18 protein-coding genes and 1 pseudogene are annotated in these 26,718 nt (G+C 64.2%); 13 read left to right on the forward strand and 6 right to left on the reverse strand.

Annotated features, from left to right (window positions below; all coding sequences use genetic code 11):
- Positions 1 to 34: 34 nt before the first annotated feature.
- Positions 35 to 2,380: a penicillin-binding protein 1A gene (locus tag AC1RJW_RS08510; RefSeq protein ID WP_493044547.1), complete on the reverse strand. Its 2,346-nt coding sequence runs from the start codon at positions 2,378 to 2,380 to the stop codon at positions 35 to 37.
- Between the two features lie 300 nt (positions 2,381 to 2,680).
- On the opposite strand from AC1RJW_RS08510, the gene pilM reads away from it, so the two are divergent.
- The 10 genes and pseudogenes from pilM (at position 2,681) to AC1RJW_RS08560 (ending at position 16,747) form a co-directional block, all read left to right on the forward strand.
- On the forward strand, positions 2,681 to 3,313 hold the full coding sequence (gene pilM / locus AC1RJW_RS08515) for a pilus assembly protein PilM (RefSeq protein ID WP_493044548.1): 633 nt from the start codon (positions 2,681 to 2,683) through the stop codon (positions 3,311 to 3,313).
- Positions 3,310 to 3,873, forward strand: a complete 564-nt coding sequence (locus tag AC1RJW_RS08520) for a PilN domain-containing protein (RefSeq protein ID WP_493044549.1) — start codon at positions 3,310 to 3,312, stop codon at positions 3,871 to 3,873. Before pilM ends, AC1RJW_RS08520 begins: the two co-directional genes overlap by 4 nt.
- Before the next feature lie 15 nt (positions 3,874 to 3,888).
- The gene (locus AC1RJW_RS08525) at positions 3,889 to 4,920 is read left to right on the forward strand and encodes a pilus assembly protein PilP (RefSeq protein WP_493044550.1); all 1,032 of its coding nucleotides are present in this window, start codon (positions 3,889 to 3,891) and stop codon (positions 4,918 to 4,920) included.
- A 92-nt stretch (positions 4,921 to 5,012) separates the two neighbouring features.
- A pseudogene (locus AC1RJW_RS08530) lies at positions 5,013 to 6,338 on the forward strand (type IV pilus secretin PilQ); the annotation flags it as partial.
- 97 nt (positions 6,339 to 6,435) lie between these two features.
- Positions 6,436 to 8,661: an Ig-like domain-containing protein gene (locus tag AC1RJW_RS08535; RefSeq protein WP_493044551.1), complete on the forward strand. Its 2,226-nt coding sequence runs from the start codon at positions 6,436 to 6,438 to the stop codon at positions 8,659 to 8,661.
- Positions 8,662 to 8,763: 102 nt separating this feature from the next.
- On the forward strand, positions 8,764 to 10,383 hold the full coding sequence (gene aroKB, locus AC1RJW_RS08540) for a bifunctional shikimate kinase/3-dehydroquinate synthase AroKB (protein WP_493044552.1): 1,620 nt from the start codon (positions 8,764 to 8,766) through the stop codon (positions 10,381 to 10,383).
- A gap of 2 nt (positions 10,384 to 10,385) precedes the next feature.
- A complete protein-coding gene (locus tag AC1RJW_RS08545; RefSeq protein ID WP_493044553.1) occupies positions 10,386 to 11,522 on the forward strand; it encodes a deoxyguanosinetriphosphate triphosphohydrolase in 1,137 nt (378 codons plus the stop codon).
- Positions 11,523 to 11,667: 145 nt separating this feature from the next.
- Entirely contained in the window at positions 11,668 to 12,378 is a 711-nt protein-coding gene (dsrO, locus tag AC1RJW_RS08550) for a sulfate reduction electron transfer complex DsrMKJOP subunit DsrO (protein ID WP_298410154.1), read from the forward strand.
- Positions 12,379 to 12,381: 3 nt separating this feature from the next.
- Positions 12,382 to 13,494 (forward strand): NrfD/PsrC family molybdoenzyme membrane anchor subunit, encoded by a 1,113-nt coding sequence (gene nrfD / locus AC1RJW_RS08555; protein ID WP_493044554.1) that lies wholly within the window; start codon positions 12,382 to 12,384, stop codon positions 13,492 to 13,494.
- A gap of 10 nt (positions 13,495 to 13,504) precedes the next feature.
- On the forward strand, positions 13,505 to 16,747 hold the full coding sequence (locus AC1RJW_RS08560; protein ID WP_493044555.1) for a molybdopterin dinucleotide binding domain-containing protein: 3,243 nt from the start codon (positions 13,505 to 13,507) through the stop codon (positions 16,745 to 16,747).
- Here the strand turns inward: AC1RJW_RS08560 and AC1RJW_RS08565 are convergent.
- Genes AC1RJW_RS08565 through mutM form a run of 5 tightly spaced genes read right to left on the reverse strand, consistent with a single transcriptional unit; the run spans position 16,744 to position 23,123 of the window.
- The gene (locus tag AC1RJW_RS08565; RefSeq protein WP_493044556.1) at positions 16,744 to 17,367 is read right to left on the reverse strand and encodes a response regulator transcription factor; all 624 of its coding nucleotides are present in this window, start codon (positions 17,365 to 17,367) and stop codon (positions 16,744 to 16,746) included. The two genes, AC1RJW_RS08560 and AC1RJW_RS08565, sit on opposite strands and share 4 nt — an antisense overlap.
- A complete protein-coding gene (locus tag AC1RJW_RS08570) occupies positions 17,364 to 19,157 on the reverse strand; it encodes a sensor histidine kinase (protein WP_493044557.1) in 1,794 nt (597 codons plus the stop codon). The genes AC1RJW_RS08565 and AC1RJW_RS08570 overlap by 4 nt, the downstream gene beginning before the upstream one ends.
- Positions 19,157 to 20,320, reverse strand: coding sequence for an A/G-specific adenine glycosylase (gene mutY / locus AC1RJW_RS08575; RefSeq protein ID WP_493044558.1), 1,164 nt, complete (start codon positions 20,318 to 20,320; stop codon positions 19,157 to 19,159). Before mutY ends, AC1RJW_RS08570 begins: the two co-directional genes overlap by 1 nt.
- Positions 20,321 to 20,362: 42 nt before the next feature.
- The gene (locus tag AC1RJW_RS08580; RefSeq protein ID WP_493044559.1) at positions 20,363 to 22,264 is read right to left on the reverse strand and encodes a dynamin family protein; all 1,902 of its coding nucleotides are present in this window, start codon (positions 22,262 to 22,264) and stop codon (positions 20,363 to 20,365) included.
- A gap of 22 nt (positions 22,265 to 22,286) precedes the next feature.
- Positions 22,287 to 23,123, reverse strand: coding sequence for a bifunctional DNA-formamidopyrimidine glycosylase/DNA-(apurinic or apyrimidinic site) lyase (gene mutM / locus AC1RJW_RS08585; protein ID WP_046681687.1), 837 nt, complete (start codon positions 23,121 to 23,123; stop codon positions 22,287 to 22,289).
- Positions 23,124 to 23,290: 167 nt separating this feature from the next.
- On the opposite strand from mutM, the gene AC1RJW_RS08590 reads away from it, so the two are divergent.
- The 3 genes from AC1RJW_RS08590 to ispE all read left to right on the forward strand — a co-directional run bounded on the left by AC1RJW_RS08590 (position 23,291) and on the right by ispE (position 26,674).
- Complete coding sequence (locus tag AC1RJW_RS08590; RefSeq protein WP_493044560.1) at positions 23,291 to 25,081, forward strand: tetratricopeptide repeat protein; 1,791 nt, start codon at positions 23,291 to 23,293, stop codon at positions 25,079 to 25,081.
- 61 nt (positions 25,082 to 25,142) lie between these two features.
- Entirely contained in the window at positions 25,143 to 25,793 is a 651-nt protein-coding gene (locus tag AC1RJW_RS08595; RefSeq protein ID WP_493044561.1) for an outer membrane lipoprotein LolB, read from the forward strand.
- On the forward strand, positions 25,790 to 26,674 hold the full coding sequence (gene ispE, locus AC1RJW_RS08600; RefSeq protein ID WP_493044562.1) for a 4-(cytidine 5'-diphospho)-2-C-methyl-D-erythritol kinase: 885 nt from the start codon (positions 25,790 to 25,792) through the stop codon (positions 26,672 to 26,674). Before AC1RJW_RS08595 ends, ispE begins: the two co-directional genes overlap by 4 nt.
- Positions 26,675 to 26,718: the final 44 nt, after the last annotated feature.

Below are 26,718 nucleotides of genomic sequence, written 5' to 3' on the forward strand. Positions count from 1 at the left end.
ACCTTGCAGTCTGCCCTTTTTGCATGATTACCGTTTAAAACAATTCATTTTTCACGGCTTCCTTGGCTTTTTCTTCCTCCGGCGTGCCGCGCGCCGCGCCTTCCAGGCTACCGACGCCCGTGCCCGGCGGATTTTCCGCATAGTAATACTCGTCGCCCACGTGGATCAGGCCTTCCGGCACGGCGCGTTCCTCGACGGGAATGCTCTTCAATGCCTTCGCCATGTAGCTGATCCAGATCGGCAAGGCCAGGCCGCCGCCCGTTTCCCGGTTGCCCAGGTTGCGCGGCTGGTCGTAACCGATCCAGGCGATGCCTACCAGCTTGGCCTGGTAACCGGCGAACCACGCGTCGATGGAATCGTTGGTCGTGCCCGTCTTGCCGGCCAGGTCAGGGCGCTTCAAGGCCATGGCTTTATTTGCCGTACCGAAGCGCACGACGTCGTTGAGCATGCTGTTCATCATGAAGGCATTGCGCTCGTCGATGACGCGGTTGGCTTCCTCGCCCGCCAGGTCCGGCTTGGCTTGCGACAACACATTGCCGTCGCTATCGGTCACCTTGGCGATCAGATACGGGTTGATCTTGTAGCCACCGTTGGCGAACACGGCATACGCACCGGCCATCTGCAGCGGCGTGACGTTGCCGGCGCCCAGGGCCAGGGTCAGGTAGGGCGGGTTCTTGTCCGCGTCAAAGCCGAAGCGCGTCGCGTATTCCTGGCCATATTTGGCGCCGATCTTGTGCAGGATGCGGATGGAAATCATGTTCTTCGACTTCATCAAACCCTTGCGCATGGTCATCGGGCCATCGTATTTGCTGTCGTAGTTCTTCGGTTCCCATGCCTGGCCGCCCGTCTGGCCCGCATCGAACGAGATCGGCGCATCGTTGATGATGGTGGCCGGCGACAAACCCCGTTCCAGCGAGGCGGAATAGATGAAGGGCTTGAAGGCCGAACCGGGCTGGCGCCATGCCTGCGTGACGTGGTTGAATTTGTTGCGGTTGTAATCGAAGCCGCCCACCATGGCGCGGATGGCGCCGTCGGTGGTGCTGGCCGACACGAACGCCGATTGCACTTCCGGCATCTGCGTCAAGACCCAGGCGTTGTTTTCCTGCATGACGCGGATCACGGCGCCGCGCTTGATACGGCGGTTTGGCGCCGCTTTTTCCGACAGCCAGGCCGCGCCGAAGGTCAGGCCGGGGCCGGTAATGGTGATTTCCTCGCCGGCCGAGGTGACAGCTTGCAACGATTTGGGCGAAGCTTGCAGCACCATGGCGGCGATGATGTCGTCGCTGTCCGGGTGGTCGGCCAGTTCCGTCTCGATCGCGTCATCGGCTTCGGCCTTGGTCTTCGGAATCTCGATATACGCTTCCGGGCCGCGGTAGCCATGGCGTTTCTCGTAATCCATGACGCCCTTGCGCAAGGCGATGTAGGCGGCGTCCTGGTCGGCCTTGGTGATGGTGGTGTAGACGTTCAGGCCGCGCGTATACGTATCTTCCTTGAATTGCTCGTAGACCAGCTGGCGCGCCATTTCCGACACGTATTCCGCGTGCACGCCGAAGGCGCTGCTGTCGGTTTTCACTTTCAGCTCTTCATTTTTCGCTTCTTCGTACTGCGCTGGCGTGATGTAGCCCAGTTGCGCCATGCGCTGCAGGATGTATTGCTGGCGCATGCGCGCGCGTTTCGGATTGACGACGGGGTTGTAGGCGGACGGCGCTTTCGGCAAGCCGGCCAGCATGGCCGCTTCGGCCACGGTGAGGTCCTGGATGTTCTTGCCGAAATAGATTTGCGCGGCCGAGGCGAAGCCGTAGGCGCGTTGTCCCAGATAAATCTGGTTCATATAGACTTCGAGGATCTGGTCCTTGCTGAGATTTTTCTCGATCTTCCACGCCAGCAAGACTTCATACGCCTTGCGTTTCAAGGTCTGTTCGCTGGACAGGAAGAAATTGCGCGCCACCTGCTGCGTGATGGTCGAGGCGCCTTGCTTGGCGCCGCCCGTCAGGTTGTGCAGGGCCGCGCGCGTGATGCCCAGGTAATCGACGCCGCCATGCTCATAGAAGCGGTCATCCTCGATGGCCAGCACGGCTTTCTTCATGACATCGGGAATATCCTTGATGTGCACCATGTTGCGCCGTTCCTCGCCGAACTCGCCGATCAGCACGCTGTCGGACGTGAACACGCGCAGCGGCATCTTGGGCTTGTAATCGGTCAAGGTATCGAGCGCCGGCAGGTTCGGATAGGCCATGGCCAGCCCAAAGACCACCAGCAAGACGCCGACGATGCCCAGACCCAGCAGCGATATCAGGGCCATCAGCAGGAAACGTTTGGGTTTGCTGCCCTTGGTGGGCGGCTTCGGGCCAGCGGAGCCAGCGGATTTTGAAGATGTCATGCGTCGTATGTCTTTCGGTTAATTATGCCGGCCAATTATAAGCGAGCTTGCCGGGGGGGCAGCGCGCCGTGGCGCTTGCCGGGGGAGTGTCGAAACTTGCCGATACTCTATATAAGCGTGTATTGGGCCGCTGGCAACCAGGATTTGGTAACAATTATTCTGCGCCAGATCACGGCCGGGCCAGATAGGCGCCGCGCGCCGCAGACAACAGCGTGAAATCCGTTTACAAGCCAGCGCTGCCGGGACTAGGCTTTCGGATGGCAGGATCCTCTTCCACGCTGACGTTTCTCTATGAAAAACATGTCCATCAGCAATTTTCTTGGCGTCGGCTTGCTGGGCGTCGACATCGCGGACGATGCCGTGCGCGTGGTCGAGTTACGGCGTCGGCGGGGAACACTGTCGTGCCGGCATTGCGGCAGCGCCGCGCTGGCTGCCGGAGTAATGCTTGAAGGCAATGTCGAAGATATGCAGGGCCTGGCTGATGCCCTGCGCCAGGCCCACCGCGACAGTGGCAGCGGCTGTACCCGCGTGGCGCTGGCCATGCCAGCCACGGCCCTGATCACGCATGCGATCCGCCTGCCCGCCGGATTGCCGGAAGAACAACTGGAGATCCTCGTGGAACTGGACGCGGCGCAATACATGCCGTTCGCACTCGAAGACGCCAGCCTGGATTTTTTCATTCTCGGCCCCGCGCCGCCGCTTGTCGGCCAGAGCGACAGGGAGATCGACGTGCTGCTGGTGGCTGCGCGGCGCGCCAGCGTGCAGCGCCGTCTGGATGCGGCCAAGGCGGCTGGGTTGACACCCGTCATCATGGATAGCGAGGCGCTGGCCTTGCAGGCGGCACTCGCGCAGGGTGGCTGGCAAACGCTGCCTGATGGCGGCCTGAGCTATCAACTGGCCTGGGGCCTGGCCATGCACCGGTACGCACGATGAGGGCCGTGGCGGAAGTGGTGCCATGCATCAACCTTTTGCCGTATCGCCAGGCGGCACGCCGCAAGCGTAGTCAGCTGCTGCTGTGGCAATTGGCCGGCGGGGCGCTGCTGGGATTGCTGCTGGCCCTGGCGGCGGGCGCCTGGCTGCAGCACCAGCTCGACGCGCAGCTGCGCCGCCAGGAAGGCTGGCGCAATGCCATGCTGCAAATCAATACCGTGCTCGCCGCCGGCAAGCGGGTGCAGGGCGAGACGGCGGCGCTGTTGCTGCGCCAGCAGGCCATTGCCCGTTTGCAAGAACAGCGCAATGCCTGGGCGCGCATGCTGGCGGCCCTGGCTCAGGCGATGCCGGCCGGCGTGGCCTTGCATAGTGTGCACCAAGAAACGGCGATGGTGCGCCTGCAAGGGCATGCCGTTTCGCAGGAAAAGGTCGCGGCATTGCTGCTGGCGCTGGCGCAGGCCGCGCCCTGGTCCCGGCCGGAAGTGCTTGAAGTGCGCGGCGCGGCAGATGGCGCCGTGGAGTGGACGATACGGCTGGCGTTGGCACCCGCTGGGCAATCTTAGTCGTGGAGGTTGATCATGCTGAGCTTGAAGACCGCGTCGCTGTGGCCGTTACCGGTGCGCCTCGCTTGCGCTGCCCTGGGCGGTATGCTGGTGGCCGCCCTGCTGCATCTTGCGTGGCTCGATGGCCTGATGGTTGCCGTGCGTCTGGCGCAAGGCGAGGAGGAGCGCCTGCGCGCCGATTATCTGGCGGCGCAGGCCAGGGCGAGCCAGTTGCCGCAGTGGCGCGCGCAGCAGCGCCAGGCGGGCGCCGAGCTGGCCCTGCTGGAACAGCAACTGCCCGACCAGCAAGCGATGGCGGTGTTGTTGACGGACATTAATGCCGCCGGCCAGTCGCGCGGCTTGCAATTTTCGCTGTTCAAGCCGGGCGCGGCGCGGCCGCAAGTACCGTATGTCGCCTTGCCGATCGCCATACAGTTGCGTGGCGGCTATCACGCCATGGGCGCGCTGCTGGCGGACTTGGCGCGCCTGCCGCGCATCGTCACGGTGCATGAGGTGGCCTTGACCCTCGGCAAGGATCGCTTGCTGACCCTGGATGCCGTGCTGCAGGCATATCGCTTGCCGGAAGCGGGGGAGCGGGCGGCGCAAGCGGCATTATTGTCCAAGGCGGGCGCGCCCGCGGCTGCGTCGGCATGGCGTCCGCTTGCCGCTGTCGCGCCGCAGCCCTACGAGGCCGCCGCCCTGGCCGATCCTTTTAATGCCTTGCCGCCAGCGCCCGCGCAGCGGGGCGCTGTGGCGGGGCCCGACTCGCGCCGTGTGCGCGAACCGCTGGAAAGCGTGGCCTTGCCGGCCATCAGCATGGTCGGCAGCGTGCAACAGGACGGGCGCCTGAGTGCGCTGCTGCTGGCGGGCCAGCGCGTGTACCGGGTGGCGGTGGGCCAGTATCTGGGGCAAGACCACGGTATGGTGACGGATATCAGTGAACAGGCCGTGCAGTACCGTGAATTGCTGCGCGAGGCGGATGGTCACTGGCGTGAGCGGCGCGGCAGCCTGGCCTTGCAGGTGGCGGGGGCGGGTGCGAAGGCCAGCCTGCCCGAGGCGGCTCCGTGAGGCCGCGCCGCATGCTCCTGGCCGCCATGCTGTGTCTGCATGCCTGCGGCCTTGCCCAGGAGGCGGTGGTGCAGGTGACGGCGCCGCGTCTGTATGCGGGCGAGAAAATCTCCGTCGATTTCCAGAACGTGGGTGTGCGCGCGGCCCTGCACATTCTGGCCGACGCGTCGGGACAGAACATCATCGCCAGCGACAGCGTGGCGGGCAATGTGACCTTGCGCCTGCGCGATTTGCCGTGGGACCAGGCGCTCGACGTGCTGCTGCAGGCCAAGGGCCTGGATATGCGGCGCAATGGCAACGTGCTGTGGATCGCGCCGCGCGAAGAAATCCTCGCGCGCGAAAAACTGGAGCTCGAAACGCGCGCGCAGATCGCCGAACTGGAACCCTTGCAATCGGCCATCTTCCAGCTCAATTACCAGAAGGCCGAAGCGTTCCGCGCCGTGTTAGGCCTGGACGCGGGGGAAGGGCGCAGCCGGCTGCTGTCGCGCCGTGGCAGCGTGCTGATCGAGCCGCGCACGAACCAGTTGTTTGTCACCGACGTGCCGGCGCGCCTGGAACAGATCCGTCAGCTGATCGACAAGACAGATATTGCAACGCGGCAAGTAATGATCGAGGCGCGCATCGTCGAGGCGAACGACAGTTTCAGCCGCAATCTGGGCGCGCGCCTGGGTTTTACGGACCAGCGGCTGGCAGCGGGCCAGCTGCCCGGTTTTTCGCTGGGCGGCAGCGGGCGCCGCGCGGCCGTCGGCGGCACGTATCAGGGCGTGGGCGAGGCGACGGGGCAAACGGTGGCGGGCGCCGGCGCCTTCGTGCCGAACACGCAATTCGTCAACTTGCCGGCCGCCAGCATCAATGGCTTGCAGCCGGCCAGTTTCGCCCTGAGCCTGTTTTCGGCGGCCGCCAACCGTTTTTTGAACCTGGAATTGTCCGCACTGGAAGCCGATGGCAGGGGCAAGATCATTTCCAGCCCCCGCGTGGTGACGGCCGACAAGGTGCTGGCGCTGATCGAGCAGGGCATCGAGTTGCCGTACCAGGTGGCCACCAGCAGCGGCGCCACGTCGATCACGTTTCGCAAGGCGAACCTGCGCCTGGAAGTGACGCCGCAAATCACGCCGGACGGCAACGTGGTGCTGGAAGTGGACGTCAACAAGGATAGCGTCGGCCAGGAAACCCGCTCCGGCTTCGCCATCGACACCAAGCACGTGCGCACGCAAGTGATGGTGGAAGATGGCGGTACGGTGGTGCTGGGCGGCATTTATCAGCAATCCGAACGGGGCACGGACAGCAAGGTGCCGCTTCTTGGCGACATTCCCGTACTCGGTGTTTTTTTTCGCAGCACGGGCCGCAGTCAAGAAAAAACGGAACTGATGGTGTTTATTACGCCGAAAATAGTGGCAGATCGGCCAGCAACACGTTAATGTCACATCTTTACGTTTAAGTAACAATGCAAACGAAAGCGGACTGATGGCGACTATGCGGAATTTTTCTTTTGGCAATACTTCTTGGAGTGGGGCATTGAATTGGCTGGCCTTGCTGGTCATGAGCGCTGTACTGGCCGCCTGCGGCGGTGGTGGCGGCGATCCGACCCTTGATGGCGGCAGTAGTGGCGGCACGACGGGCGGCGTGGCCGCGACGGTCACGGTGAGCCTGTTTAACGTTGCTGGCCAGCCCAGCAATGCATTGAGCAGCACAACGCCGCTGACGGCCAAGGCGCTCGTCAGCGATAAAAATGGCGTCCCTATCAGCAATGCCGTGGTCACGTTTTCGGCCGATTCCGCGCTGGTAACGTTGTCGTCGACCAACGGTACGGCGCTGACCGACGCCAAGGGCTATGCCAGCATCACCGTCTCGGCCTTGAATGCGACAGTCGCTGGTGCGGGCAAGCTGACGGCCACTGTCGCGGCAGGCACCGCTACGGTCACCGGCGAGGCGAGCTATGAAATCAAGACGGCGCAGGCATCGGGCGCCAAAATGACGCTTTCCTTACTGAACGGCAATAATGCCAGCAATGCCTTGTCGAGCGCTACGCCGCTGACGGCCAAGGCACTGGTGACCGACTTAAGCGGCAAGCCAATCACCAACGCTCTGGTCGCGTTCTCCACTGACAACACCCTGGCCGTCATGTCGTCATCGGTGGGAACGGCACTGACCGATGCGACAGGCACGGCCAGCGTCACGCTGCGGCCATTCAGCCTGTCCGCCAGCGGCGCAGCCACTTTGCAGGCGACGACGACGGCCAATGGCGCCGTCGCCAGCAGCCAGATCAATTATGTGCTGGGAGCCACCGATCTGATAGCGAGCAACATGCAGTTTTCGCCCGCCAGCATCCCGGCCTATGGCACCACCAACGTCACGGTTGATGTCATGGCTGGCAGCAGCCTGTACACGGGATCAGGCCAGACGGTAAATTTCAGTTCGACTTGCGTGCAGGCCGGCAAGGCTAGCGTGACCAGCGGCGTGCCGGTAGTCAATGGCAAGGCCACAGCTGTTTTCCGCGACCTGGGTTGCAATGACTACGATATGGTCAATGCCACAGTGGAGGGCAGCGCTTCCATGTATCACGCGACGCTTCCGATCGGCCGTGTCGCGCCGGCATCGGTACAATTTTCCAGCGTCAGTCCGGTAGGCAAATCGATCGTGATTCAAGGGCAGGGCGGCATAGCGCGCACGGAAATGGCTACGCTGACTTTCCGCGTATTCGATACTTTCAACAAACCGCTGGTCGGCCAGGAAGTGACGTTTTCGTTGTTGAACGGCCCTGGCATGACGCTCAATAAAATGAAAGACACCACGGATGCCAACGGTGACGTCATCACCACCGTTAATTCCGGCACCACCCCGACCACCTTCCGCGTCAAGGCCAGCCTGGCCTCTGGCATTTCCACCTTGTCCGATTCCATCCTGGTAACGACTGGTTTGCCTGTGCAAACGGCGTTTTCGCTCAGCTCCGTCAAGTCCAGCGTGGAAGGCTGGTCGTATGACAGTCCCGTAGGCACCCCTGCCACGACCGTCACTATCTTGCTGGCAGATCAAGCGGGCAACCCGGTTCCTGACGGCACGCCGGTAGTATTTCAGAGCAATTTGGGCGCCATCGGCTCGTCCAGCATGGGCGGCTGCACTACCATGAACGGTGGCTGCTCGGTCGACTTCCGCAGCCAGAACCCGCGCGTGGCGACCAATCCGCCGGTTACGCCCTGTAATGATGTCAGCCATGGCGGCACGCCCGACAGCCTGTGGCCTGGCCTGGCAACCGTCTGCGCCAGCACTTCGGACGGCAGCAAGACGCTGTTCGTGAAGATCGCCATCTTTTTAAGCGGTAGCCATCCCGAAAATGTCACGTTGTTCGATCAGTCGGCCCAGGTAAGCCTGGATCGCAGCACTTATGATCTGGGGAGCGTTTCGGCCTCTGCAGTGCGTCAATTCAGCCTGCGATTGAGCGATTTGCATCAAAATCCGATGCCTTCCGGGACGACTGTCGCGATCACGAATATGAGCAATGGAGTCGGATCCATCACCCCGGATAGCATCCAAAATATCTATCCGCACAACACGCTTGGCGTGGATGACCGTACCGGAGGCAACATTCAAGGTAACCAGGGAGGCCGGCATGCCGTTACAATTAACAGCCTGACGCCGACAAATTGTGTAGCGAATGTGGTCAGCACGTTTAATGTCACAGTGACGACGCCGCTGGGTAACACCGCCAGTTACCCGTTTAGACTGACATTCTCCTGTCCTTGACGCAAGGGGAAACGGGCGCCGTAAAGGCGGCGCCCGCTTATTTTCTGATTGATATAAAAAGTGTCTGATATTTCCAACAGTAATATTTTCCTTGTCGGCCTCATGGGCGCAGGCAAAACCACGATCGGGCGCATCCTGGCCCGCAAGCTGGGCTTGCGCTTTGTCGATTCCGACCACGAAATCGAGGCGCGCACGGGGGCCACCATCCCGTGGATCTTCGAAATCGAGGGGGAGGCCAGCTTTCGCCGGCGCGAGGCCGAAGTCATCCGCGACCTGAGCGCCCAGGAAGGCATCGTCATGGCTACCGGCGGCGGGGCCATCCTCAACGCCGACAGCCGCGCCTACCTGAAGGAACGGGGCACGGTCGTGTACCTGCGCGCCAGCGTCAGCAACATCCTGGCGCGCACCAGCCACGACAAGAACCGCCCCCTGCTGCAGACGGCCGACCCGCGCGGCAAGCTGGAAGAATTGACATCGCAGCGCGAGCCACATTACATGGAAGTGGCCGACATTGTGATCGACACGGGCCGTCCTAACGTACAATCGATGGTTCAGACCATCCTGATGCAGCTGGCCAGCCTCGAATGCGAGGCCTCGCCCAACTGCGTCATTCATGCAGAGCCTTCGATGAACGAGCAATCCAAAATGTTGTTGAGCGTAGACCTCGACGAGCGCAGTTATCCGATCGCCATCGGTCCCGGCCTGCTGGCCGACGCCGATGCGCTGCTGCGCCATATCAGCGGCCACAAGGTGGCCATCGTCACCAATACCACCGTCGCGCCGCTGTACCTGGGCCGCCTGCAGGCAGCGCTGGCCAGCGATGGCCGCGAAGTGATCTGCATCGTCCTGCCGGACGGCGAAGAATATAAAAACTGGGCCAGCCTGATGCAGATCTTCGACGCGCTGCTGGCCAATAAATGCGACCGCAAGACCACGCTGGTGGCGCTGGGCGGCGGCGTGATCGGCGACCTGACCGGCTACGCGGCGGCCAGCTACATGCGCGGCATCGGCTTCGTGCAGGTACCGACCACCCTGCTGGCGCAGGTCGATTCTTCCGTCGGCGGCAAGACGGGCATCAACCACCCGCTGGGCAAGAACATGATCGGCGCCTTTTACCAGCCGCGCGCCGTGATCGCCGACACCTCGACCCTGGAGACCCTGCCGGCGCGCGAGCTGTCGGCGGGCCTGGCCGAAGTGATCAAGCATGGCGCCATCATCGATGCGGCGTTCTTCGACTGGATTGAGGCGAACATGGCCAAGCTGATGGCGCGCGACAAGGGCGCGCTCGCGTATGCGATCGCTCGCTCGTGCGAAATCAAGGCCGACGTGGTGCGCCAGGACGAGCGCGAAGGAGGCTTGCGCGCCATCCTGAACTTCGGCCACACCTTCGGCCACGCCATCGAGGCGGGCCTGGGCTACGGCCACTGGCTGCACGGCGAAGCCGTCGGCTGCGGCATGGTGATGGCGGCCGACCTGTCGTGCCGCATGGGCTATATCGACCAGGCGGCCGTGGAGCGCGTGCGCAAGCTCGTCGCCGCCGCCGGCCTGCCGGTGAAAGCGCCGGACCTCGGTGTCGACCGCTGGCTGGAATTGATGGAAGTGGACAAGAAGAACGAGGGCGGCGCCATCAAGTTCATCCTGTTGAAACCGCTGGGCAGCCCGTGCATCACGTCCGCGCCGCACGAACTGGTGCTGGCCACCCTGGCCGCCGGAGTGCAATAGCCATGACGCCTGAAGACTTCCTCGCTCCGTACGCCGCCCATTCGGCACAGGGGCAGGGGCGTCGCTTTGCCGAGGCGGCACACGCCTCGCGCAGCCAGTTCCAGCGCGACCGCGACCGCATCATCCATTCCTCGGCCTTCCGCCGCCTCGAATACAAGACCCAGGTTTTCCTCAACCACGAGGGAGACCTGTTCCGCACGCGCCTGACGCACAGCCTGGAAGTGGCGCAAGTGGGCCGCTCCATCGCGCGCAATTTGCGCCTCAACGAAGACCTGGTGGAAGCCATCGCGCTGGCGCATGACCTGGGCCACACGCCGTTCGGCCACGTGGGCCAGGACGTGCTCAATGAGTGCATGCAGGCGCACGGCGGTTTCGAGCACAACCTGCAAAGCCTGCGCGTGGTCGACACCCTGGAAGAGCACTACGGTGCCTTCGATGGCTTGAACCTGATGTTCGAGACGCGCGAAGGCATCTTGAAGCACTGTTCGCTCGCGCATGCGCGCGAACTGGGGCCCGTGGCCCAGCGCTTCATCGACCGCACGCAGCCGACCCTGGAAGCGCAGCTGACCAACCTGGCCGATGAAATCGCCTACAACAGCCACGATATCGACGACGGCCTGCGTTCGGGCCTGATCACCATCGCCCAGCTGGAAGAAGTGGAATTCTTCGGCCGCCTGTGGCGCGACGTGCAGCAGGCGTTTCCAGGCCTGTCGGGCCGGCGCGCCATCTACGAAACCCTGCGTCGCCTGATCACGGCCCTGGCCGACGACCTGATCGTCACGTCGACGGCCCTGATTGCGGACGCCGCTCCCCGCGATGTCAGCGAAGTGCGCGCCAGCCCCCCGCTGATCCGTTTTTCGGATGCCATGCGCAAGGATGCGACGGAGCTCAAGCGCTTCCTGCGCGCGAACCTGTACCGCCACTACCAGGTCAACCGCATGCGCGTCAAAGCGAGCCGCATCGTGCGCGAATTGTACGACAGCTTCATGGCCGAACCGGCCCTGCTGCCGCCCGATTATCAGGTCAGCGGCGATGATGTGACAAAGCAGGCGCGCAAGATCGCCGACTATATCGCCGGCATGACGGACCGCTACGCGATCCGCGAGCACCGCAGGCTGTATTCGCTCGACGAACTGTAGGCGCATTACTCCGCATTCCCGTGCCTGTCAATCGGCATGATCATCTAGGCTTCCGCACTATCACCCCAATATCCCCGTAGCGCCTTCTTTTCTATCATGGCAGCAAGTCAACAAGGGCTTGCCGCCCATAGTCAAGGAGAGTGTCATGATCGAATCGCGCCGCAGTTTCTTGCGCGCCTTGCCAGCCGTTACCATCGGGGCGGCCATCGCACCGCTGCCTGGCAAGGCCGCCACCAGGGGCGAAGGCGGCCAGCGCTGGGCGATGGTGGTCGATGTGCAGAAATGCATCGGCTGCCAGGCTTGCACGGTCTCCTGCATCATGGAAAACGCCGTGCCGGAAAACAGCTTCCGCACCGTCGTCTCGACCTATGAAGTCAAGGAAGAGAACCGCTGCGGCACCTACATGCTGCCGCGCCTGTGCAACCACTGTGCCAATCCCCCCTGCATCCCCGTCTGTCCCGTGGGCGCCACCTTCCAGCGCAAGGATGGCGTCGTCGTCGTCGATGGCGACCGCTGCGTGGGCTGCGCCTACTGCGTGCAGGCTTGCCCGTACGACGCGCGCTTCATCAACCACGAGACGGGCAAGGCCGACAAATGCACGTTCTGCGCGCACAGGGTCGACGAGGGCTTGCTGCCGGCCTGCGTGGAAACCTGCGTGGGCGGCGCGCGCATCTTCGGCGATCTGAATGACCCGGACAGCATGGTGCATCAGCTGCTGACCGAGAACAAGGTGAAGGTGCTCAAACCCGAGCAGGGCACCCAGCCCCACGTGTTCTATCTGGGACTGGACACGCGCTTCGCCGGCCACGTCGAGGGCGAAGCGACTCTTTGGCAACCGAGCAAACACGGGAAATAAACCATGGACAGCCACATCACCGAAATTCTTAACGTCACGCGCGAAGCGGCATGGCTGCCGTGGGCGGTGCAGTATTTTTTCCTCATCGGCCTCAGTTACGGCAGCTTCATGCTGACCTTGCCGTATTTCGTCTTCGGCCGCAAGGCGTATGAACGCCTGGGACGCATCGCGCTGCTCGCGTCCCTCGTTTGCGGCATGACGGCGCCCGTGGCGCTGCTGGCCGACCTGCACGGGCCGGGCCGCTTCTACCATTTCTATATTTACTTCCAGCCGCAATCGTGGATGTCGTGGGGTTCGTTCTTCATTCCCCTGTATCTGGGCTGTCTGATGCTGTACGCGTGGCTGGCGCTGCGCGGCGACTTCACCACGCGGGGGCAGGGTCAGGACCGCCTGGCCTTTGCCTATCGCCTGCTGGGACGTGGCGGCGCCGCATCGCGCAAAGCCATCGTCACCGCCGCCGCCTTCACCCTGCTGGCCGCCTTCGTCGTGGGCCTGTACACGGGCATGGAAGTGATGGTGGTGCGTGCCCGCCCCCTGTGGTTTACGCCCTTCCTGCCGGCGCAATTTGCCGCCACGGCCTTTGTCGGGGCGGTGGGCCTGGCGCTGCTGTTCAACCGCTTCCTGCCGGGCCGCGACCAGGCGCTGGAAGTGTCCTTGAACCGCGCGCTGGCCCTGTCACTGGCGCTGGTGCTGGCACTGGGCGGCGGCTGGCTGTTCGTCAGCCTGTCCGGCGTGAGCGCCAGCCACAGCATGGCCTTTACCCAGGTGGCGGGCATGCCGCAATGGCAGTTCACGGCAGTCTGGGCCGTGCTGTCGTCGATCGTGCCGATGGCCCTGGCCATCTGGCGTCCCGCCACGAGTGGCCTGGTCAATGGCCTGATCGCGCTGCACAGCGCCTGGATGATGCGCTGGACGATTTTCATCGGCGGCCAGAACATCCCGAAGACGGGCGCGGGCCTGTACGACTACCACCTGCCGATGGGGAATGATGGCTTGATGGGGATTATCGGCACGGCGGGCCTGTGGATCGCGCTGCTGTTGCTGATGCTGGAATTTTTGCCATGGGCCGGACGCGTCGTCGCTGCACGCAGCCGTCCCGCCATGGCCACGCACTGAGGAGTCAACAATGAACGATCAAAAACGTAACGACGACCGCAACGACGTCCCTGAAGACGAAAACGAAAAGCGCCGCAAGCTGCTGCGCTACGGCGCCATCGGCGGCGGGCTGGCCGCCTTTGCCGCCAGCTTTTCCACCACGGCCGGCCGCATGGTCGACCATGCGCTGGGCAAGGATAAACCCGTACAGCGCTTGCACGGCAATTCCCTGCCGCCCGAGTTTTCCGTCGATACTGCCACAGGAAAAGTGACGGTCAACCCGGACCAGCAGGTCAGCTACACCATGTGCATGGGCTGCACCACGTTTTGCGGCGTGCGCGTGCGCCTCGACAAGAAAAGCGGCAAGGTGCTGCGCGTGGCCGGCAATCCCTACAGCCCCCTGTCGGCCGACCCGGCGCTGCCGTACCAGACACCGATACGCGACAGCTTCATTTCCCTGTCGCGTTTCGAGGAAAAGGGCTTGAAGGGACGTTCCACCGCTTGCGGCCGCGGCAACGGCGTGCTGGAACAGATGGAGTCGCCTTTCCGCGTGCTGGCGCCCATGAAGCGCGTGGGACCGCGCGGCGGCGGCCAGTGGGAGCCGATCGCCTTCGACCAATTGGTGAAGGAAGTGACGGAAGGCGGCGACCTGTTTGGCGAAGGCCACGTGCAGGGCTTGCGCGCCTTGCGCGAGCTGGAAAAACCGATCGATCCGGCGCAGCCGGAACTGGGTCCGCAAGTCAATCAGGTGGGCCTGATGTGCAGCACCGACGACGGCCGTCTGGCGTTCGGCACGCGCTTTTTCAAGCAGTCGTACGGCAGTTTGAACCTGGTCAATCACGGCTCGTATTGCGGCGGCGCCTACCGCAGCGGCTCGGGCGCCATGTTCGGCGACATGAAGAAAATGCCGCATGCAAAAGTGGACCTGGAAAACACGGAGTTCTGCATCTTCGTCGGCACGGCGCCGGGCAATGCGGGCAACCCGTTCAAGCGCCAGGGCACGCTGATCGCCAAGGCCCGTTCGGGCAAGCGCGAATTCAGCTACGTTGTCGTCGACCCCGTGCTGACGAATGCGGACAGCCTGGCCGCGGGCGACCGCAGCCGCTGGGTGCCGATCAAGCCGGGCACGGATGGCGCGCTGGCCATGGCGATGATCCGCTGGATCATCGAGCATGAACGCTATGACCGCAACTTCCTCGTGCAGCCGAACCTGAAGGTGGCGGAAGCGGCGGGCGAAGCTGCCTGGTGCAATGCCACGCATTTGATCATCAACGAGAAGGGGCATCCGCGCGATGGGCGCTATCTGCGCGCGTCGGACATCGGCGCGGTGGAACTGGCGGAAGAGGAGCGCTACAAGGATGGCGACGCGTTCTGCGTGATCGACGCGGCCTCGCAAGCGATCGTCCCGCACAACGCGGCCAAGGGCGAGGCGCGCCTGTTCTTCGACGGCCCGCTGGACGTGGCCGGCGCGCCGCTGCACCTGAAGACGGCCATGACGATGCTGAACGAAGAAGCGCAGCGCCACAGCATGGAGGAATATTCCAGCGCCTGCGGCATCCCCCGCGACATCATCGAAGGCCTGGCGCATGAACTTACCAGCCACGGCAAGCGCGCCGCCGTCAATGCGCACGGCGGCATGATGTCGGGCGCCGGCTTTTATAACGCGTATGCGCTGGTCATGCTCAACACCCTGATCGGCAATTTGAACCGCAAGGGCGGCACCCTGGTCAACGGCGGCAGCTTCAAGGATGCGGGCCCCGGCCCGCGCTACAACCTCGAGAGTTTCGACGGCGAGATCAAGGCGGCCGGCATGCCGATCGGGCGCAATGTGCCGTATGAAAAAACCTCGGAATTCAAGCTGAAGAAGGAAGCGGGCAAGGCGTATCCGGCGAAGGCGCCGTGGTATCCAAACGCGCCCGCGCTGGCGACCGAATGGCTCACCAGCGCCATGAACGGCTACCCGTACACCTTGAAGGCGCTGATCCTGTGGAGCTGCAATCCCGTCTACGGCATCACGGGCTTGCGCGCGCAGATCGGCAAGGAGCTGGCCGATCCGAAGAAGATTCCCCTGATCGTCGCCATCGACCCCTTCATCAATGAAAGCTCGGCGTTTGCCGACTACCTGCTGCCCGATACCTTGCTGTATGAAAGCTGGGGCTGGGCCGGCGCCTGGGGCGGCATGCCCGTCAAAATGAGCACGGCGCGCTGGCCCGTGGTCGAGCCGCGTGTGCAAAAGACGCCGGACGGCCAGAGCATCTGCATGGAATCGTTCTTCATCGCGCTGGCCAAAACGATGGCCTTGCCCGGCTTCGGCCCGGAAGCCCTGCAGGACATGGAGGGCCAGCGCTTCCCCCTGCAGCGCGCGGAAGACTGGTATCTGCGCGGCGGCGCCAACATCGCCTGGCAGGGAAAAACGGCCGTACCGGAGGCGAGCGACGACGATATCGCGCTGTCCGGAGTGGTGCGCATCCGCCCCGAACTGGAACGCACCCTGAAGCCGGAAGAGTGGCGCAAGGTGGCCTTTATGCTGGCGCGGGGAGGGCGCTACCAGAGCTATGGCGAGATGTTCGGCCTGCGCCTGCCGCCGCCCGCGAACGCCAAGGCGCCTGCTGCTGCTGCTGCTGCTGCTGCTGCTGCCGCGCCGGTGGCCGACGAGACGCCATATCCGCAGGACTGGTCCACGCACCGCTACCTGAAACCGATGATGCTGTACAACGAGGGCCTGGGCGTGAGCAAGAACAGCTTGAGTGGCAAGCGTTTCCCCGGCACGCCCGCGTGGAGGGTGGCGGCGTTTGCCGACGGCACGCCCGTGCGCAAGGCTTATCCGGCCAGCGAATGGCCGTTCGAGTTGATCAGTTTTAAATCTGCGCTGCAAAACTCGTACAGCATCGGCGCGCGGCGCTTGCGCGGCATCCATCCGGACAACCCCGTCGCCGTGCATCCCGACGATGCGGCGCGCCTGAAGCTGGAAAATGGCGACCAGATTTATCTGGAGACGCCGGGCGGCAAGGCCAGGGCCACGGTGATGCTGCGCCACGGCGTGCAGCGCGGCGTGATCGCCGTCGAACACGGTTTCGGCCACAAGGAGCACGGCGCGCGACCCCACCGCATCGGCAAGCTGCGCCAGCCTGATGAACCGGCCATCGGCGCGGGCATCAACCTGAACGACCTGGGGCTGACGGACCCGAGCCGCGGCGACAAGAATGTGTTTGTCGATCCCGTCTCGGGCACGTCAGTGCGGCAGGGACTGCCGGCGCGCATCGTGCGGGCTTAAATTGCGCCGCCGGCCATCAGCAGCCGGGCCACCTCGGCTGCTGAATGCAGGCCCAGTTTTTCCATCGTGTTATGGCGGTGCACCTGCACCGTCTTGTCGCTGATGCCGAGCTCGCGGGCGATGACTTTCGAGGCCTTGCCTTCGGCCATCAGCAGCGCCACTTCGCGCTCGCGCGCGGTGAGCCTGGCCAGCGCCGTTTGCGCCGTATTCGCGCTGGCGGCGCTGCGGCTTTCTTCCACGCTGCGGGCCACGGCACGCGAGACGGCGTCCAGCAATACCTGGTCCTTGCACGGCTTTTCCAGAAAATCGCAGGCGCCCGCCTTCATCGTCTGCACGGCCATCGCCAGGTCGCCGTGGCCGCTGAGGAAAATCACGGGCAGCGATATGGCGTGTCCGGTCCTGTTATTCAACTCCTGCTGCAGTTCCAGCCCGCTCATCAGCGGCATGCGCACGTCGAGCAGCAGGCAGCCCGGCACATGGCCCTCGTAGCGCTGCAGGAAATCGCGCGCCGATTCGAACGTCTGCACTTGCCAGCCGGCCGAATCGAACAGATAGGCCAGCGAGCGGCGCATGGCGGCGTCGTCGTCGACGACAAAGATGATCGCATCGCTTTCATTCATGATGTTTCCTTATCTGCTTCCATATGCGTATCTTCGGGCAGACGGAACCAGACCGTCAAGCCTGGCGCATCGGCGTTGGCATGGGCCGACAGGCTGCCGCCGAACGATTCGATGATGCTTTTGCTGAGCGACATGCCCAGGCCCAGGCCTTCGGCCTTGGTGGTAAAAAACGGCTCGAACAGGCGCGCCATCTGCGCCTCATCGAGGCCGCAGCCGGCGTCGCGCACGGCCACCGTGCAGGCGCCGTTTTCGCGGTGCAGCAGCACGCCGATGGGGTGCTGCTGTTGATCGTTTTCCACCTGCGCGTCGAGCGCATTTTTCAATAAATTGAGCAGCACCTGCTGCACCTGCTGCGGGTCGGCCAGCACGCGCGGTGCGGCGCTGACCGCTTCGTGACGCCAACTGATGTTCGCTTGCGGATGGGCCGCGCGGAACAGTGCTACCGCCTGTTCGACGGCGTCGGCCAGCGCGAAGGCCGTGCTGTGCGCGGGACGCTTTTGCGCCATCGCGCGGATGTGCCGGATGATGGCGCCCGCGCGCTCGCTTTGCGTGGCGATTTCCTGCGCGCCGTCGAGCAAGGGCGCCGCGTCGAGCCGTCCCGCCGTGATGCGGCGCGCCATGCCGCGCGCGAAATTGCCGATGGCCGCCAGCGGCTGGTTCAATTCGTGGGCGATGGCGCTGGCCATTTCGCCCAGGATGGCCAGGCGCGCCGTGTGGTCGAGCGTGGCCTGGCGCTGACGCGCCTGTTCTTCCAGCGCGCGCTGCTGGTGCTGGGCGGCGCGCAATTGCTCCGTGCGCCGGCTGACCAGGTATTCCACGCGCACCGTATGCACGGCCCAGGCCACCAGCAAGGCCAGCACCAACAGCATCCAGCCCCAGTAGCGGCGCAGGGCCGTCTCGAACGTCAGCTTGTTCAAATAGGCGTAGGGGCCGATGCGCAGTTCGCGGAACAGCTCATCGACGATCTGGTAATCGCTGGGCACCGTCCAGCTGTAGCCTTCGCTGGTGCGTGGCATGGCCAGCAGGGCCTGCGCCACTTTTTTTGCCAGCGGGGGCGGCGTCTGGCGCAGGGCCACGAAGGGCCAGTCCGGATACAGCCGCGACGAGCTGGCGCAGCGAAAACCGGGAATCGGACGCGTGGTGATGACGCGCAGTTCCTCGGCCCGCACTTCGCCGCGCGCCACCATCTGTTCCAGCAAACAGGTGCGCACGATGCCGGCATCCATGCGGCCCGCACGCACGGCCTCGACGATCTGTTGCGAAGGAAAACCGCTGTAGCGCAGGCTGGAAAAATCGTGCGCGGGATCGATGCCCGCTTCCTGCAGTTCGCGCGCGGCGATCTGGTAGCCGCCAAACGCGTCGGGCGCCACCGCCATCACGTTCTTGCCCGCCAGGTCGGCCAGGTCGTGCAGCGGCGACGCGCTGCGCACGACGATGGCCGAGCCGATGGCCTGGCGCGGCGAGTCCGTCCACGGCGATTCCAGGGTAGCGATGCGGCTGGCGCCGTCGCTGTGTTCGAGCGCCACGTAATGGCCGCTGCTGGTGATGGCAAAGGCGATGGCCTGCGACTGCACGGCGCGCGTCAGGCCCGCCTGGTCGTAGTCGGCCAATGTAAAACGGATGCCGGGGATGCTGGCCTGCAGGTGGCGCGTCACGTACGACCAGTCCTGCTGCACGGCGTCGCCGCCCTTGTACGCGAGCACGCCAATTCTTACTTCTGGCAAGTCATCCGCCGCCTGTACGCCGTGCAGACACAGCGCCGTCAGCGCGAACAGTAGAAAACGCCGCACTAGAACATGCTGCGTTGCGCCGCGCGCGCATCGCCGAACAGGTCCAGCAGCAGTTTCTTGATCGGTGCGGGCAGCGGCGCGTCGGCGATTTTCGCGCCGTCATACCAGACGTGCGTGGCTTCTCCTGCCAATGCCAGGCGGCGCGCCAGGGTGACGCGGCAGGGGACGATGTGCAGTTTGTAGTGGGTAAATACGTGCACGATGGGCAGCAGCCGTTCCTGGGTCTCGATCTCGCCGAACGGCGCCACGGCGCGCGCCAGCGCCTCCTGGCTTATCTCGCGCGGTGCGACTTCATCGGCCAGCACGTGGCCATCGAGTTCGGGCAGCGACAGCAGGCCGCCCCAGATGCCGGAGCCGGGGCGCTGCTCCAGCAGCACCTGGCCGTCGTCGATGATGGCCAGCATGACGGCGTGTTTTTCCGGGCTGGTTTTCTTCGGCTTGCGTACCGGCAGATCCTTGGTGCGGCCGGTGGCGTAGGCCACGCAGCGCGGCTGCAGCGGGCAGCGGCCGCAATCGGGGCTGCTGCGCGTGCACAGGGTGGCGCCGAAGTCCATCAGACCCTGCGTGTAGGCTTCGATACCTGTTTCAGGCAGCAGCGCCTCGGCGCGGCGCCACATGGCTTCCTCGACCCGTTTTTCGCCGGGATAGGCGTCGATGCCGAAGGTGCGCGCGAACACGCGCTTGACGTTGCCGTCCATGATGGCCGCGCGCGTGCCGCTGGAAAACGCGGAGATGGCGGCGGCCGTCGAGCGGCCGATGCCGGGCAGGTCGGCCAGTAGCAGCGGGTCGCTGGGGAACACGCCGTCATATTCGGCCACCACGCGCTGCGCGCACTTGTGCAGGTTGCGCGCCCGCGTGTAGTAACCGAGGCCGCTCCACTGCGCCATTACGTCTTCGACGGGCGCGCTAGCGAGGTCGCGCAGGGTGGGAAAGCGTTCGAGGAAGCGCGCGTAGTAGCCGAGCACGGCGGTGACCTGCGTTTGCTGCAGCATGATTTCGGACAGCCAGATCAGGTAGGCGTCGCGCGTGTTTTGCCAAGGCAGCGCGTGGCGGCCATGCTGCTTTTGCCAGGCGATGACGGTGGCGGAAAAAGTCGGATCGACGTAATCTTCCAAAGGTGCCGCGCCCGTGGCGGGCGAGAGCGGATGCAGCAGACGTTTCATGCAGGATTCCAGTATTCTGTTGTTGGATGGTGCTGATGTTGCTCAGCCAGCGCTGGCGGCGCGCAAGGCCGCGAGCAATTGCGCCAGCTGCGCCTTGTCGCGTTCGAGCGCCGCCAGGCTTGCTTCGAAGCCGGCGATTTTCTGTTCCAGGCTGCCCGTGGCGTCGTGGATGCGCTGGATCGAGGCAAAGCGCAGTTTCAGCTGTTCCTTGTACTCGACGATCTGCGCTTCGAGCGGCGCCATGATGACTTTCAGCCAGGCGCTGGCGTCGTCATTGGCGTTGGTGAAACTGCGGCGCACGCGCGAGGCGATGGTGTCGAAGAATTTTTCCATCAGCACGACGCGGCTGGTGGTCAGCAGGGTCGCCGTGCCGAACTGTTTATGGTAGACGGCTTCGATGTCGGCGATCTCCTGGCGGTAGCGGGCCAGCGAAAACGGCATCGGCAAGGCCAGCGCCAGGCCATGTTCGGAAGCGAATTTGCGGTACATCACGTTCATCATTTCCGTGATCTCGGCCGTCTTGCGTTCCGAGCGGTCGAGGTTCTGGCCGATGCGCTCGAAATACTGGCGCACGGCTTCGCGCAGGCCCGTGAAAAAGCGGCTGCGCTGCATGGCCGCGCGCACGCCGTCGATATCGTCGCGCACGATGTCCATGCCCAGGCTCGTGTACAGCTCCGTCGACAGGCGGGTAAACACGGCGCGCGTCGCCTGCAGCTTGAACAGGCTGCTGTCGAATTCCTTCTTCTCGATGTCGATGCGCCGCATCATGTGGGCGATCACGCTCTGGTTCTTGCCGCGCAGGCTATGCAGTTCGTGCAGCTGCTCGGCGATGCCGCGCGCGCGGGCCGCCGCCTGCACCTGCTGCGCCGCTTCGATGGCGTCCAGGTCGAACGCCAGCTGGCGCCGGATGATGTCCTTGCGCGCGGGGATCAGCTCCTCGAACAGGGCCGTCTCCAGCGCCTGCAGGCGGCTTTTTTCCAACAGCGCCGCATCGTGGTTGATCTTGCCCACCAGGGCCTTCTGCGCGGAGACGGGGAACACCTGGCCGGCGTCCAGCGTCAGCAAGTGGGCAACGCTGGCCTGCTGGCGTTCGATCGCTTGCGCCACCTCGGCGTCGCCGCGCAATTCGTCCCACATGCTGTCGATCTTGTTGAGCACCACCAGGCGCCCCGCACCGGCGCCGATATGGTTGCGCCATACCTCGATGTCGCTGCGCGTGACACCCGTGTCGGCCGCCAGGATGAACAGCACCGCGTGCGCATTCGGGATCAGGTTCAGGGTCAGTTCCGGTTCCGTGCCGATGGCGTTCAAGCCCGGCGTGTCGAGGATGACCAGGCCCTGTTTCAGCAGCGGATGGGGGAAGTTGATGATGGCGTGGCGCCACATGGAAATTTCCACCTGGCCGTGCTCGTCGAGCATGGCGGGGGCGTCCGCGTCGCCGGCGTCGTACAGGCCGTAGCGCGCCGCTTCTTCCACGCTGACTTTTTTCGTCAGGCTGACCTGGCGGATGGCTTCCTGCATGTCGTCGCCCGCTTCGATATTCAGGGGCAGGACGGTCCAGGCGGCGGGCAGCTCGCGATAGTCGCTGGTCGACAGGTTCTGCGCGCGCGTCTCGATGGGCAGCAGCCGGATCGATGGCGGCCAGGCCGCGTCGTACAGCAGCTCGGTGGGGCACATGGTGGTACGGCCCGCGCCCGAGGGCAGGATGCGCTGGCCATAGCCGGCAAAGAAGATGGCGTTGATCAGCTCGGATTTGCCGCGCGAGAATTCCGCCACGAAGGCGACGGATAAACGATCATCGAGCAGGCGGGAGCCACAGCGCGCCAGGCGCAGCGCGGAAGCGCCGTCGACCAGGCCCGCCGCGCTGGCGGCTTGCCGGTATGCCTGCAAGGCGGCCTGCACGTCCTGCCGCCATGCGCTGTATTGTTCCAGGTCTCTGACCATCTGGCTCCCTCTGTGAGTGTGCTTACTTTTGACAATTCACGCAGTAAAACGTGGAACGCTGTCCCTGCACGATTTGCCGGATCGGCGCGCCGCAGACGCGGCAGGGCTTGCCCGCGCGGTTGTACGTGAAATACGTCTGCTGGAAGTAGCCGGACTGGCCGTTCACGCCGATGAAGTCGCGCAGGGTGCTGCCGCCCTGCACGATGGCTTCGGCCAGCACGTCGCGGATCGCCTGCGCCAGTTTCTCGTAGCGGGCCAGGCCGATGCGCCGGGCTGGCGTCTTTGGGTTGATCCCCGCGCGGAACAGGCTTTCGGAACAATAGATATTGCCCACGCCGACGACGATGTCGCCCGCCATCAGCACCTGCTTGATATTCGTGCCCTTGTTGCGCGTTTTCTCGAACAGCAGCTGGCCCGTGAAGCCGCCTTCGAGCGGCTCCGTGCCCAGGCCGCGCAGCAGCGCGTGGCCGTCCAGCGGGCCGTCGGCCTCGTCGTGCCACAGCACGGCGCCGAAGCGGCGCGGGTCCGTCATGCGCAGCACCTGGCTGCCGCCGTCCGCGTCTTCCACGACGAGGTCGAAATGGTCGTGCTTTTGCGCCTCCGTCCCCGTCGGCAGCACGCGCAGGTGGCCGGACATGCCCAGGTGGATGATCAGGGTGCCGTGGCGGAAATGGATCAGCAGGTATTTGCCGCGCCGCCCCGTCAGGCCGATGGTTTGCCCCGACAATTGTTCGCCCAGGGCAGGGGGGAAGGGCCAGCGCAGGCCGTCGCGGCGCAGCACGACGGAGCGCACGGCGCGCCCTTCAAGGTGGGGCGCGACACCGCGCCGTGTGACTTCGACTTCTGGCAATTCTGGCATAGGGCTCGAATGGTTGAAAACCGGGTAAAAAACAGGCGGCTTGCCGGCCGAGGGCTGGCTCTGGCAGGCTACGCCGCCACGACGCATATATTTCGTTACATACGTGAAGTACGCGATAGCCGCGTTGGGCGTAGAATCAAACTTTGCCGTTTAGCCAGGATCAGCCTTTGAAAAACGCTTTCGCCATTGTAACCTTGTCCGCCCTGATGGCCACGCATGCCATGGCACAGACGCCTGTCGTTCCCGCCGATGCCGCGGCCAGCCCTCCTGCGTCCGCGCCCGCCGCGTCGCAGGAGCCGGATGCCACCTCCAAGGAGGGGCCCGGCGGCGACGAGCTGCCGAAGGTCGAACTGAGCAGCGACCTGCTGTACAAGCTGACCAAGGCCGAGATGGAATTCAAGAGCGGCCAGTGGCAAGGGCCGTACGTGACGATGATGGTGGCGGCGCAGCAGACGCGCGACCCGCGCCTGGCGCGCCGCGCCTCGGAAATGGCGCTGGCCGCCAAGCAGGGCGGCGAAGCGCTGGCGGCCATCCGCCTGTGGCGCGAACTGGCGCCCGACTCGGACGAGGCGACGCAGTTCTTCCTCGGCTTTGTCGTCCTGACGGACAAGATCGAAGAAGCGGAACCGATCTTCGCCGAACGCCTGGCCAATGCGCCGCAAGGCGCACGGGGCGTGGCCCTGTTCCAGATGCAGCAGATTTTGTCGCGCTCGAATGACAAGCTGTACGCCTATTCGATGGTGACGCGCCTGGTGCAGCCCTACCTGGACATGTTCGAAGCGCACCTGGTGCTGGCGCAGGGTGCCCTGTCGATCGGCGAGCGTGACCGCGCCATCGGCGAAGCGAACAAGGCGCTGGCGATCAAGCCGAACTCCGAGCTGGCCGTGCTGACCCTGGCGCAGGTGACGGGTGAACCCGAGGCGGCGGGCAAGGTGCTGGCCGCTTTCCTGCAAAAGAATCCGGATGCCGTCGAAGTGCGCGGCGCATACGCGCGCCTGCTGGTCGAACAAAAGCAGCTGGAACCGGCGCGCGAGCAGTTCCTGCTGCTGCTGAAAAGCCAGCCTGATAACGTGGGCGCCCTGTATGCGCTCGGCATCGTGGCGCTGCAGCTGGAAGACACCAAGGGCGCGGAGCAGTACTTCAAGCGCTTTCTGGCCGTGCTCGAAAAGTCCCCCGGCGACACGCGCGATCCGTTCAAGGCCCTGATGATACTGTCGCAGATCGCCGAGACGCGCGGTGACACGGCGGGCGCCATCGCCTGGCTGGACAAGGTCGACAACAGCGCGTCGGCCGGCTATGTCGAGGCGCGCTTGCGCCGCGCCCAGCTGATCGCCCGCGGCGGCAATCTCGATGCGGCGCGCAAGGCGCTGACGGAAATCGAAACGGACGATCCGGCAAGCCAGGCGCAGGTGCTGCTGGTCGACGCGCAATTCCTGCGCGACGCCGGCTATGTGCAAAGCGCGTACACGGTGCTGGAAAACGCCTTGCTGCGCTTCCCCGACAATCCGGAACTGCTGTACGACTACGCCTTGCTGGCCGAGCGCCTGGACAAATTCGAGCAGATGGAGGCCAGCCTGCGCCGCGTGATGGCGCTGGCGCCCGACAACCAGCATGCGTACAACGCGCTCGGTTATTCGCTGGCCGAACGGGGCCTGCGCCTCGAGGAAGCCCATGCGCTGATCGAAAAAGCCTTGCAGATGGCGCCGGGCGACCCGTTCATCATGGACAGCATGGGCTGGGTGCAATTCCGCATGGGCAACCTGGCCGCCGCGGAAAACGCGCTGCGCCGCGCCTATGCCGTGCGCAGCGATCCGGAAATCGCCGTCCACCTGGGCGAAGTGCTGTGGCAGAAGGGCGACAAGGACGAAGCGCAAAAGCTGTGGCGCGAGGCGCAAGGCAAGGACCCGAAAAACGAGGCGCTGAAAAGTACGCTGGCGCGCCTGAATGTCAGTCTGTGATTGAATCGATTAACTCAACTATAAAAAACCAGCGCCATGGCGCTGGTTTTTCCTTGTGCCCATGTTAAAAAAACTGCTTCCCCTCACACTCGTCTGCCTGTCCCTCTCGGCCTGCTCGACCCTGAGTTCCCCATTCTCGTCCGGCGCCGCGCCCTCCGCCAACGCCGTCGCGCCCTACCGCGAACAGGTGGAGCTGACGGGCCGCCTGAACGTCGTGTACCAGAAAGATGACAAGCCCGAATCGGCCACCGTCAATTTCAACTGGCAGCAGACGGCGCAGCGCACGGACGTGACCCTGTATTCTCCCGTCGGCAGCACGCTGGCGACGATCGCCGTCACGCCGCAGCAGGCCGTGTTGACGCAAAGCGGCAAGGCGCCGCGCAGTGCGCCCGATGTCGACACCCTGAGCGCGCAGTTGCTGGGTTGGTCCTTGCCCGTATCGGGCTTGCGCGACTGGCTGCAAGGGTATGCCGTTGGCGCCGACGGCAAGCGCTTCGTTGCTTCGCCGGCCAACGACAGCGTGACGACGAAAGACGGCTGGCGCTTGCGCTATGTGTCGTGGCAAGAAGTAGGGCAAAATGCGGGCGACAATACCCCGGGCGCCTTGCCCCAACCGCGGCGTATCGATGCCGAACGCAATGCCAGCGCGCAGGCCGATGCCGTCTCGCTGCGCATCGTCCTCGATCCCGCCCCATCGGCTCAAGCACAATGACGTTGACGACCCTGAACAATTGCCCGGCCCCGGCCAAGCTGAACTTATTTTTACACGTCAACGGCCGCCGCGCCGATGGCTACCATCTGCTGCAGACGGTGTTCCAGTTGCTCGACCACGGCGACACCCTGCACTTCGCGCTGCGCGACGACACGGCGATTGTCCGCGTGACGGAACTGGCCGGCGTGCCGCAGGAGCAGGACTTGATCGTCCGCGCCGCCAGGCTGCTGCAGGCCGAAGTGCTGCGCCGCACGGGCGCCTTGCCGCGCGGCGTCGATATCGCCATCGACAAGCTGCTGCCCATGGGTGGCGGCTTGGGTGGCGGCTCGTCCGACGCGGCCACGGCGCTGATGGCGCTCAATCGCCTGTGGCAGGCCGGTTTGACGCGCGAGGAATTGATGGCGCTGGGCTTGCCGCTGGGCGCCGATATCCCGTTTTTCATCTTTGGTGAAAACGCGTTTGCCGAAGGCGTGGGCGAAGCCTTGCAGCCCGTCGCCACGCCCGCATGCTGGTATGTGGTGATCGAGCCGGGCGTGCAAGTGCCGACCGCCGCAATTTTTTGCGCGGAAGGCTTGACGAGAAATACCGAACCCGTCACAATAGCGGACTTTTCCAGGTACCTCGCAGAAGGAAACGATGCGGGCGGGTTTGGAAAGAATGATTTACAGCAAGTGGCATGCAGTCTTTTCAAGCCGGTAGCAGATGCGGTAGAATGGCTGGGTGCTTACGGTGAGGCCAGGATGACTGGTTCCGGTGCTTGTGTATTTAGTGCGTTTGGCAGTCAGGAAGAAGCGGATGCGGTGCTCAGTAATGTGCCACCAGTCTGGGTCGCCTGGAAGGCAAAAGCGCTGATTCGACACCCGATGCTCACCATGTTGTAAAGAGCAAAAAAAGATTTTGCTTAGCGTCAAAAAGTCGGTATAAT

It is taken from the genome of Janthinobacterium sp. GW822-FHT07A03 (genome assembly GCF_058798815.1).